General features: G+C 76.9%; 2 protein-coding genes. Both read left to right on the top strand.

What is annotated here, in order from left to right:
* Nucleotides 1-870, top strand: an 870-nt coding sequence (locus MUU72_RS35040; RefSeq protein ID WP_308403925.1) for a hypothetical protein, incomplete at its 5' end; no start/stop codon positions are given.
* Nucleotides 867-2,099, top strand: coding sequence for a type VII secretion-associated serine protease mycosin (gene mycP / locus MUU72_RS35035; protein ID WP_248017504.1), 1,233 nt, complete (start codon nucleotides 867-869; stop codon nucleotides 2,097-2,099). The genes MUU72_RS35040 and mycP, both read left to right, overlap by 4 nt.
* Nucleotides 2,100-2,131: the final 32 nt, after the last annotated feature.

Below are 2,131 nucleotides of genomic sequence, written 5' to 3'. Positions count from 1 at the left end.
CCCACCCCGACCGCAGCCCCGCCCTGGCCGCCGACTGCCGCCCCCACCGCGCCCGTTGGCGCGCCGCCCGGTGCCGCCCCGCGCCGCCCGTTCGCCGAGCGGCTGCCCAGCACCCGGATCATCGCGGCCGCGGCCGGCCTCGTCCTCGGCATCGGCCTCATCGGCGGCGCCGCGGCCGGCAGCTGGCTCGCCGACGCCCCCGCGCACGGCGCCCCCGCGCCCGAGGAGGTCTTCGCCAAGGGCCGGGACGCCTGGCGCAACACCCCCGCCGACACCCTCTTCCCGCGCACCGTCCAGGGCCTGGCCGCCGGCCCCGGCGGCGCCGACCGCACCTGGACCCGGATCGCCGTCGCCCCCGACACCGACTGCTCCGCCACCTACGAGGGCCCGCTCGCCGCGGAACTCGCCCCGGCCGGCTGCGCCCGCCTGCTGCGCGCCACCTACGTGGACGCCACCCGCACCGCCGTGATCACCGTCGGCGCCCAGACCACCAAGGCCGACCACACCGGGATGATGAACCTCAACGCCCGCTTCAGCACCAAGGACCTGGGCACCCGCAAGGACCTGATGCCGCTGCCGCTGGCCGCCAAGGGCACCCCGGCCGCGGACTTCGGCCCCGACCAGCGCGCCAGCTGGACCGTGCGGGTCCTCACCGAGATACCGGTCGTGGTCTACGCCGTCTCCGGCTTCGCGGACGGCCGGACGGTCACCGACCCGCAGCCCGCCGACGCCGCCGTCCAGCCCGGTACCGCCACCACGCCCGGGGAGTCCGGGCTCGGCCACGACGCCAAGGGCCTCGCCGACAAGATCAGTGCGACCTTCCGCACGGCCTCCGGCGTCCCCGCGCAGCCCACGGAGGAGATGCCGTGATCACGTCCGTGCTGCGGGCCGCGTCGGTCGCCCTGGCCTCCGCCGCGCTCGCCGTCCTGCCCTCCGTCCCCGCCCGGGCGGACGCCATCCGCGCCCAGGAGTGGGGCCTGGCGGCCATCCACGCCCAGGACGCCTGGCGGACCACCAAGGGCGCCGGTATCACCGTCGCCGTCCTCGACACCGGCGTGGACGCCGGCCACCCCGACCTCAAGGGCCAGGTACTGCCCCAGAAGGACCTGATCGGCTTCGGCGCCGGCCCCGGCGACGACAGCTGGGCCCAGCACGGCACCGGCATGGCCAGCGTCATCGCCGGCCACGGCCACGGCGCCGGCCGCTCCGACGGCGTCCTCGGCGTCGCCCCGGAGGCCAGGATCCTGCCGGTGCGGGTGATCCTGGAGGATCACGACCCGGAGCGCCGCCGCGCCCGCGACCAGCGGTCCGGCGCGCTGGCCGACGGCATCCGCTGGGCCGCCGACCACGGCGCCGACGTGATCAACATGTCCCTGGGCGACGACAGCGAGACCGCCCACCCCGACCCCCGCGAGGACGCCGCCATCCAGTACGCCCTGAGCAAGGGCATCCCCGTGGTCGCCTCGGCCGGCAACGGCGGCCAGAAGGGCAACCACGTCTCGTACCCCGCGGCCTACCCCGGCGTCATCGCCGCCACCGCCGTCACCCACCTGGACGACCGCGCCCCGTTCTCCACCCGCCACTGGTACGCCGCGGTCAGCGCGCCCGGTTACGACATCCTCATGGCCGACCACGGCACCGGCTACGTCTCCGGCTGGGGCACGAGCCCCGCCGCCGCGTTCGTCTCCGGCGCCATCGCCCTGATCCGCTCCGCCCACCGCGACCTGAGCCCCGCCCAGATCCGCACCCTCCTGACCAGCACCGCCCAGCACCGCCCCGAGGGCGGCCGGGACGACGACTACGGCGCCGGCCTGATCGACCCCGCCGCCGCCCTGAAGGCCGCCGCCGACCTCACCCCCACCCCCGAGAAGCCGGCCCCCGCCGCCTACCCGCACCGCTACTTCGGCCCCGGCCCCGTGGCCGACCCTCCCGACGCCACCCCCGTCAACTGGCTCCCCTGGACCCTCACCGCCACCGGCCTGGCCCTCATCACCACCTCCTACTTCCTCTGGCGCACCCGCCCCACCCCCCACAACCCGCACCAAACCCCTCACCCCACCCCCCACCCACCCGGCCTTCCCCCCACCCACGGGAGGTGACGGGTCTGCGGGGGTGGGGGGAAGGCCGGGTG

This window comes from Streptomyces rhizoryzae, assembly GCF_023155275.1.
In the GTDB taxonomy this organism is placed as follows: Bacteria; Actinomycetota; Actinomycetes; order Streptomycetales; family Streptomycetaceae; genus Streptomyces; species Streptomyces rhizoryzae.
Note: the sequence above shows the minus strand (reverse complement) of the source record. Positions and strands in the feature narration are given on the sequence as shown.